Below are 8,182 nucleotides of genomic sequence, written 5' to 3'. Positions count from 1 at the left end.
ATAGAAAAGTTTTAAGATTTAACTTTAATTATTTGAAATATATAGAATTTGCTTAGATTTTAACAACTTGGCATCAAATTGATGCCAAGCCTTTTTCAAGATCTGCAATAACGTCATCGGCTGACTCTAAACCAACCGAAACACGTATTAGATTTTCGGTAATTCCAGCGCACGCCTTTTCTTCATCACTTAAACGACCATGCGTCGTTGTCGCAGGATGAGTAATTGTGGTTTTCGCATCACCCAAGTTAGCAGTCAACGACAAGAACTCAACGCCATCAATGACATTCCAAGCTTGCTCGCGACCACCTTTCACTCGAAATGAAAGCACACCACTTGCACCTTTCTGCTGACGTTTTGCCAACTCATAATAGGGATGAGATTCAAGACCAGCGTAAAATACTTGCTCTACTTGCGGCTGCTGCTCGAGCCAGCGAGCCACTTTAAGCGCATTCTCAGAGTGCGCCTTCATTCTGAGACTCAAAGTTTCCAAGCCTTTCAGGAACACCCATGCATTAAACGGACTCATCGCAGGGCCAGCAGAACGCATATAACCATGCACTTCCGCCATCAGCTCATTACTTCCCACAACAAGCCCGCCTAAGCAACGTCCCTGCCCGTCAATATATTTGGTCGCAGAGTGAATAATAATATCCGCCCCCATCGACAAAGGTTGTTGAAGCGCAGGCGTGCAGAAGCAGTTATCAACAATGAATAAACACTGCTGATCAAAGCTTTTCGAATCAATAATGCTTCGAAGTCGCTCTAAGTCGACCACTTCACATAAAGGGTTGGACGGCGTTTCGACAAATACAACTCTAGTATTTTGCTTCAGCCCGGACTCCCAAGCCTCATAATCAACTAGGTCAACAAACTCGACATCAACGCCGAATTTCGACATAAATTTTTCTAAGAAAACCGTTGTGGTTCCAAAAACGCTACGCGAACATAAAACATGATCGCCCTGCTTAAGAACAGCCATAAAGGTCGCCATAATTGCAGACATACCTGAGGCTGTTGCCACTGCACGCTCACCACCCTCTAAGGCAGCAATGCGCGTTTCTAGCATAGTAACGGTTGGATTTGTAAAGCGGGCATAAACATTTCCAGGAATATCACCTGAGAATCGCTGCGCGGCTTCTTCCGCGGAATTGAAAACAAAACTGGATGTTGGAAAAATAGCTTCGCTATGCTCAAGCTCAGGACTGCGAATCTGGCCAGAGCGAATCGCTAAGGTCTCCACCGATAAACCTTCAAGATTCGGTTCAGGGATGGTGGCCTTCAAATTCTTGCTTTTAGGCATTATGTATCTCTAGATTACTGGGCTAACCTGCGTTATGCAGGCTTAATTGCTCTTCACCCTCTAGTATACTTGCTTCTTGAGATTTACTGGCATCATTTCTACTTCTTTCCAAACGCTCTAGATAAGCGTCATCAATATCACCAGTCACATAGTTACCATCGAACACCGAGCAATCAAATTTAGTGATCTCAGGATTACCAGCACTCACCGCATCGACCAAATCATCTAGATCCTGATACAACAACCAATCTGCACCGATTATCTCAGCTATCTCGTCTACCGAACGATCATGTGCAATCAATTCGTTCGCCGCAGGCATATCAATACCATATACATTTGGATAACGCACAGGTGGCGCTGCTGACGCAAAATACACATTGCGCGCACCGGCATCACGTGCCATCTGGATAATTTCATTACACGTCGTACCACGAACAATAGAATCATCCACAAGCAATACGTTTTTGCCTTGGAATTCTGGACCAATCGGATTCAACTTTTGACGAACGGATTTTTTACGCTGACTTTGACCAGGCATAATAAAGGTACGCCCAATGTAACGATTTTTGATGAAACCTTCGCGATACTTCACACCCAGCTCATTCGCCATTTCCATCGCGCTCGTTCGGCTTGTATCAGGAATTGGAATAACGACGTCAATATCGTGATCAGGGCGAAGCTTAAGGACTTTCTTCGCTAAAGTAGAGCCCATTCTTAAACGCGCTTTGTATACAGAAATATCATCAATCATTGAATCAGGGCGCGCGAAATACACATGCTCAAAAATACAAGGCGTTAAGGTCGCACTTTCAGCGCAAAGCTCATTATGAAATGAACCATCGTTTTCAATATAGATCGCCTCACCCGGCTCAATATCACGAACTAATTCGAAGCCAGCAGCATCCAAGGCAACACTTTCAGAAGCGACCATATATTCTGTACCAAATTCTGTTTCTCTTTTACCAAAACAGGCTGGTCGAATGCCATTCGGATCTCTGAATGCAAGCACCCCATACCCAGTGATCATGGCAACCACGGCATAAGCGCCACGAGCACGTTTATGCACCTCTTTAACGGCTGCAAAAATTTCGACATGCGTTGGAATTAGCTTGCCTTGGTTTTGTAACTCATGCGCTAGAACATTTAAAAGCACTTCAGAGTCAGAAGTCGTATTGATATGACGAAGATCTGATTTAAGAACACCATCAGACAATTCGATGGTATTCGTTAAATTACCGTTGTGCGCAAGCGTAATACCGTAAGGCGAGTTCACATAGAAAGGTTGTGCTTCGGCTGAGCTAGAACTACCCGCAGTCGGATAACGAACATGCCCGATACCTACATTACCCTGTAATTGGCGCATGTGACGAGTACGAAAAACATCGCGCACGAGCCCGTTGTCTTTACGCAGAAAAAAACGGTCGTCCTGACAGGTAACGATGCCCGCGGCATCCTGGCCACGATGTTGAAGCACCGTCAGTGCATCAAAGAGAGTTTGGTTTACGTTAGACTTCCCCACGATGCCGACAATACCGCACATATCGCATTCCTCAGAATTTTGTATTCGCTATATAAGATGACAATTCATCGACCCCGGATCCAAAAACAGACCGAGTCCAATATTCAACCACTGTTAACTGCTCGATAACTACAGAATCTGACCACCAAGTTTCTTTAGACCAAGGCGTATAACGCACAATCGCGACAAGCGCTATACAGACCACAACACCTCTAGCCATCCCAAACACCATACCTAGAACGCGATCAAGCGTGCTCAAACCAGTCACTTTAATCAGCATCGAGACAAGATGACTAACGACAGCACCAACCAGCAAGGTCACAATAAAAAGGATTGCAAACGAGGCCGCTAATAACATAACGGGGTCAGCAATATGTGGAGACAACAAAGTTTGAGCTTGTGGCTGAAAACTTCTAGCCACGATAAAAGCAATCACCCAAGTAACCAGTGAAAGCGCTTCTTTAGTAAAACCACGAAGAATACTGATTAGGCTTGAGAAAAGAATTATCCCCAATAGAGCCCAATCCGCCCACATTAGCTCAAACACAAAGCCTCCGACAAAACCTTCTCTGTCAGATTCGGGCGCATCATAACAAACACCTTACTCATCCCCTATACAAGCCACAAAACAGTGACTATTTTTTTCTTAAATAACAGGCACTTATCCTAACCATACGGTCAAATTAAGCCTCAAAAAAGACAACCAAACTATTCACTTTAAATTGAGAATCCAGCTTTCTTTTTATTCTTATCGCTTCTTTCTTAGTGACGAATGGACCAGCAAATACACGAATAGCAGAGCCCGATTTCAAGGGCTTTGTATGCCCGTCAATACCGGCTTCACGAAGTCTATCTCGCAATTTAAACGCGTTTTCTTTATTCGAAAACGTGCCCAACTGAACCATCCAAACATTCTTATAAACTTTGGGCTTAGAGACTACTGAATACGAAGGCTCTTTACCTTTGGGAGTTGAGACAGAAACTGGCACTGACGCTTTCTCTGACAAGGAGTTAACGGTTTTTTCGTCCGTTTGAGTTGTCGGTTTAATCGGTTCCGCTGCAGGGACTAATTTAGGGAGCTCAGAATCCGGATTCAACTCGGAAGCCGGTTCATTCTTTTTCACATTGGGATTTGGCTTTGAAATCACCACGGTCTGCATCTGAGGTTTCTCAGGCACTAGTTCAACAGCCTCAGCACCCTCTCGATGCGGCTTATCAAATAGCATAGGTAAGAAAATAACCGCTAAGGAAAGAATAACAAACGCACCGACGAGGCGTTGCTTCAAACCATCTACAGACTCACTCATTAAGATTTAACCTGCTCTCTCAACGCTTCAATCACAAAAAAGGATCCAAATACTACAACAACTGCACCACTCGACATCGCTATGGACTTAGCCCCCTCAAACGCCTCTTTGAGGCTATTGAACGTACAAACCTCCTGAGACATGCCAATCATTTGAGAAGACATCTCTTCGAGAGGACGCGCGCGCGGCCCATCAAGCTCAGCGATATGCCATTGGGTTATCACCCCGTCGAGCGCCAATACAATCTCACGTAAGTCTTTATCCTTCAAGCACGAAAACACAGCAATCAATTTTCGGCCCAAATATTTTTGTTTTAAGTGACTAGAAAGTAATTTTGCCGCCGCGCCGTTATGCGCCACATCGAACAGGATTTCAGGGTTTTCTGAGACACGCTCTAAGCGACCAGAGACCTGAGTTTTTGAAATTGCTTGCGCACATAACTCCAACTGATTGGACTCAAACTCTTGTTGACTCAACTCAAAGATTTTCAAGCATGCCTGCATCGCAAGCGCGAGATTATTATGGGGTAAATCATTATCAGCGAAACAATTCAAAACGACTTCTGAACCCTTATAATCAAATACTGCGCCTTCGCTTAAAACTGACCAACTCCCGAATTCTCGCAAATACATAGCGGGATAGATATCGTTATTATTTAGTTCTAACCTAACACTTGGTGGGAATGTCTCACCTATATAGGATGCTTGATGCTTACGAAATACCCCTGCCTTTTCTCGCGCTATTTGCTCTAAGGTATCACCTAACCAATCCTGATGATCTAGCCCGATACTAGTAACGATTGCGACATCAGCATCAACGATATTAACTGCATCTAAACGCCCTCCTAGGCCAACCTCCAACACAGCCACGTCTAAGCGACCAGCTAGAAATTCCTTAGAAAAAGCGACAAACGCAGCTAGTGTTGTAAATTCAAAGTATGAGAGTGAAACCTGATGACGCGCTTTCTCTACTTGCTCGAAAGCGGCAACAATAGACTCATCATCGAGCTCCGAATGTCCTAGGACAATGCGCTCATTGAAGCGATGAAAATGAGGGGAAATGTAACTTGCAGTGCGTACGCCAACTGAGTGCAAGCCTTCAACGATAGCTTGGAGAGTTGATCCCTTACCGTTTGTTCCAGCGACAGTAACAATTCTAGGAAGCTTGTCAGCAATATTTAAAGCATCGAAGACCGTACGAATACGGTCTAAGCCTAAATCAATTTCTTGCGAATGACGTTTTTCTAACTCACTCAACCACTCATTGAGTGTCATCACAACAACCTCGTGATTATGCTTTGATGATCTACGCCACTACTCAGAGTTAGAGCCTGACGCATCAGAACTAGCCGACTCATCATCATTAGCATGGCTAATGCTCGCCAATTCTTTAATGGTCAACATACTTAGAAGTGAATATATGGTTGAGCGCAAGGACGCGCGATCGACAATTATATCAATTGCGCCGTGCTCTAAAAGAAATTCACTACGCTGAAAACCTTCTGGTAGCTTTTCTCGAACAGTTTGCTCTATGACGCGCGGACCAGCAAAACCAATCAATGCATTGGGCTCTGCAATATTTACATCGCCCAGCATTGCCAAACTCGCTGAAACGCCACCGAAAACAGGATCAGTCATAACTGAAACATATGGTAAGCCTGCTTCTTTGAGCTTTTCTAAGGCTGCGGATGTTTTTGCCATTTGCATTAATGAGATTAATGCTTCTTGCATTCTCGCACCGCCACTGGCGCTAAAGCACACAAGAGCACGATGCTCCTCGATACAACAATTCACTGCCTGAACAAACTTTTCGCCTACAACGGAGCCCATGGATCCGCCCATGAAATTAAATTCAAAAGCAGCAATCACTACATCAAGGCCTTGCAAGGAACCCTTGAATGTTAATAAGGCATCATCTTCATCGGTACTTTTTTGGGCAGCAGCTAATCGATCTTTATACTTTTTCGTGTCCTTAAACTTAAGCAAATCGTCAGGCTTTAAGTTTTCACTCAGCTCTTCATAACCTGGATCTAAAAATATCTCAGCACGACGACGCGCGTTCACTCTCAAATGGTGTGAACACTTAGGGCATACGTCTAGATTCTTAGACAACTCAGGCAAATAAAGTGCAGATCCACACTTAGGGCACTTCTTCCAAACACCTTCAGGAATATTCCCTCGAGTCTTGGATTCAGATCTAATTACACTAGGCTTAATTCGGTCTAGCCAACTGCTCATTTACTATTCCAACCTTAGGATAGATTAAGCGTCCATCGCTTGACGCATCGAAGACAGTACTGAGCCTAGTTTATCTTTTATAACCGACAAGTCTTCTTGATTTTCTTTAATCGTATTTACCAATACGCTTCCTACAATAACGCCGTCAGACACCTTAGCAACCGCACTTGCTGATTCAGCATCTGTAATACCAAAACCTACACCAACGGGAATATCTGCAATCGAACGAATGTTCGCAACTTTTTGAGCGACATCATCAGTGCTTAGTGCAGCAGATCCCGTTACACCCTTCACCGAGACATAGTAAACGTAGCCAGAGCTATGTTTGCAGATGCTACGAATGCGATCATCTGTCGTAGTAGGTGCAATCAAAAACACCGAATCCATGCCTTTCGCAGCAACTTTTGGCGCAAAAATTTCTGCTTCTTCAGGAGGTAAGTCGACCGTTAACACTCCGTCTACACCAGACTCCGCCGCTTTCTCAAGGAAGGCATCAACGCCCATACGTTCAATGGGATTCAAATATCCCATTAATACGACAGGGGTGTTAGTATTTTTCTCTCTAAAAGAACGGACAATATCAAAAATGTCAGACAAGCTAGTGTTGTGCTTCAAAGCTCTTTCACATGCCAACTGAATAACCGGACCGTCAGCCATTGGATCTGAGAATGGAACACCCAACTCAATGATGTCAGCGCCTGAATCTACCAAGCAGTGCATTAAGTCTTCCGTCCAAGAAGGTTGCGGATCACCGGCGGTAATGTAAGGAATTAGCGCTTTTTTGCCCTCAGCTTTAAGAGCATTGATTGTAGATTTTATACGACTCATATTATTTTCGCTTAAATTGAAATTCCATCAATGCCCGCAACGGTAAGAATATCTTTATCACCACGACCACTCAAATTAACGATCAGGATCTGGTCTGACTTCATTGTTGCCGCCTTCTTGATTGCGTAAGCTATCGCGTGGCTTGTCTCGAGAGCAGGCATAATGCCCTCAACCAAGGTAAGACGTCTAAACGCTTCTAGCGCCTCATCATCTGTAACAGAAACATAATTCGCACGCTTCTCATCCTTCAACCAAGAATGCTCAGGCCCTACACCTGGATAATCAAGACCAGCAGACACAGAATGCGTCCCCTGTATCTGACCATTCTGATCGCTCATCAAATACGTACGGTTACCGTGCAATACACCCGGTTGGCCAGCACAAAGTGGCGCTGCGTGCTGCCCTGTTTCGATGCCAAAGCCACCCGCTTCGACGCCGTACATCTCTACACCTTCGTCACAAATAAAGGGATAGAACAAGCCGATGGCGTTCGAGCCACCACCAACACAAGCCACTAGCGCATCAGGCAAGCGTCCTTCTTTCTCAAGACATTGCGCTCGCGCTTCGCGACCAATAATCGACTGGAAATCACGCACAAGCATTGGGTACGGGTGCGGGCCTGCACACGTACCGATGATGTAAAAAGTGTTATCGACATTAGTTACCCAGTCGCGCAACGCTTCATTCATTGCGTCTTTAAGCGTATTCGTACCACTCGTTACAGCTTCAACTTCTGCACCTAGCAGCTTCATGCGATATACATTCAAAGCTTGACGTTGAACGTCTTCGGCACCCATAAAGACCTTGCAATCAAGATTCATTCGCGCAGCAACCGTAGCAGAAGCCACACCATGCTGACCCGCGCCTGTCTCGGCTATAACACGAGGCTTCCCGAGATATTTAGCAAGCAATGCCTGACCAATCGTATTGTTAACTTTGTGCGCGCCAGTATGGTTTAGATCTTCACGCTTGAAGTAAATCTTGGCTC

8 protein-coding genes are annotated in these 8,182 nt (G+C 44.8%); all 8 read right to left on the bottom strand.

Features of this window, described 5'->3' with window-relative positions; genetic code table 11:
• Positions 1–73 precede the first annotated feature (73 nt).
• Positions 74–1,303, bottom strand: a complete 1,230-nt coding sequence (locus A3762_RS22450) for an O-succinylhomoserine sulfhydrylase (RefSeq protein ID WP_068757710.1) — start codon at positions 1,301–1,303, stop codon at positions 74–76.
• A gap of 22 nt (positions 1,304–1,325) precedes the next feature.
• Positions 1,326–2,843, bottom strand: a complete 1,518-nt coding sequence (purF, locus tag A3762_RS22445) for an amidophosphoribosyltransferase (RefSeq protein WP_068481164.1) — start codon at positions 2,841–2,843, stop codon at positions 1,326–1,328.
• Positions 2,844–2,853: 10 nt separating this feature from the next.
• Complete coding sequence (locus tag A3762_RS22440; protein WP_156493676.1) at positions 2,854–3,369, bottom strand: CvpA family protein; 516 nt, start codon at positions 3,367–3,369, stop codon at positions 2,854–2,856.
• A gap of 136 nt (positions 3,370–3,505) precedes the next feature.
• On the bottom strand, positions 3,506–4,129 hold the full coding sequence (locus A3762_RS22435; protein WP_068757708.1) for an SPOR domain-containing protein: 624 nt from the start codon (positions 4,127–4,129) through the stop codon (positions 3,506–3,508).
• Positions 4,129–5,403, bottom strand: coding sequence for a folylpolyglutamate synthase/dihydrofolate synthase family protein (locus A3762_RS22430; protein ID WP_068757706.1), 1,275 nt, complete (start codon positions 5,401–5,403; stop codon positions 4,129–4,131). The genes A3762_RS22435 and A3762_RS22430 overlap by 1 nt, the downstream gene beginning before the upstream one ends.
• Before the next feature lie 39 nt (positions 5,404–5,442).
• Complete coding sequence (gene accD, locus A3762_RS22425) at positions 5,443–6,366, bottom strand: acetyl-CoA carboxylase, carboxyltransferase subunit beta (protein ID WP_068757704.1); 924 nt, start codon at positions 6,364–6,366, stop codon at positions 5,443–5,445.
• 24 nt (positions 6,367–6,390) lie between these two features.
• Complete coding sequence (gene trpA / locus A3762_RS22420; protein ID WP_068501592.1) at positions 6,391–7,194, bottom strand: tryptophan synthase subunit alpha; 804 nt, start codon at positions 7,192–7,194, stop codon at positions 6,391–6,393.
• A gap of 11 nt (positions 7,195–7,205) precedes the next feature.
• Positions 7,206–8,182 (bottom strand): tryptophan synthase subunit beta (gene trpB / locus A3762_RS22415; protein WP_068757702.1); only part of this gene is annotated, 977 nt, incomplete at its 5' end.

Source organism: Oleiphilus sp. HI0125, assembly GCF_001635355.1.
The sequence above is the reverse complement of the archived record's forward strand: the minus strand, read 5'-3'. Positions and strand labels throughout refer to the sequence as shown.

Bases quoted from the DNA above. Each gene is read 5' to 3' on its own strand.
- trpA (WP_068501592.1), bottom strand. From the start codon at position 7,194: ATGAGTCGTATAAAATCTACAATCAATGCTCTTAAAGCTGAGGGCAAA.
- A3762_RS22430 (WP_068757706.1), bottom strand. From the start codon at position 5,403: ATGACACTCAATGAGTGGTTGAGTGAGTTAGAAAAACGTCATTCGCAA.
- purF (WP_068481164.1), bottom strand. From the start codon at position 2,843: ATGTGCGGTATTGTCGGCATCGTGGGGAAGTCTAACGTAAACCAAACT.
- accD (WP_068757704.1), bottom strand. From the start codon at position 6,366: ATGAGCAGTTGGCTAGACCGAATTAAGCCTAGTGTAATTAGATCTGAA.
- A3762_RS22435 (WP_068757708.1), bottom strand. From the start codon at position 4,129: ATGAGTGAGTCTGTAGATGGTTTGAAGCAACGCCTCGTCGGTGCGTTT.
- A3762_RS22450 (WP_068757710.1), bottom strand. From the start codon at position 1,303: ATGCCTAAAAGCAAGAATTTGAAGGCCACCATCCCTGAACCGAATCTT.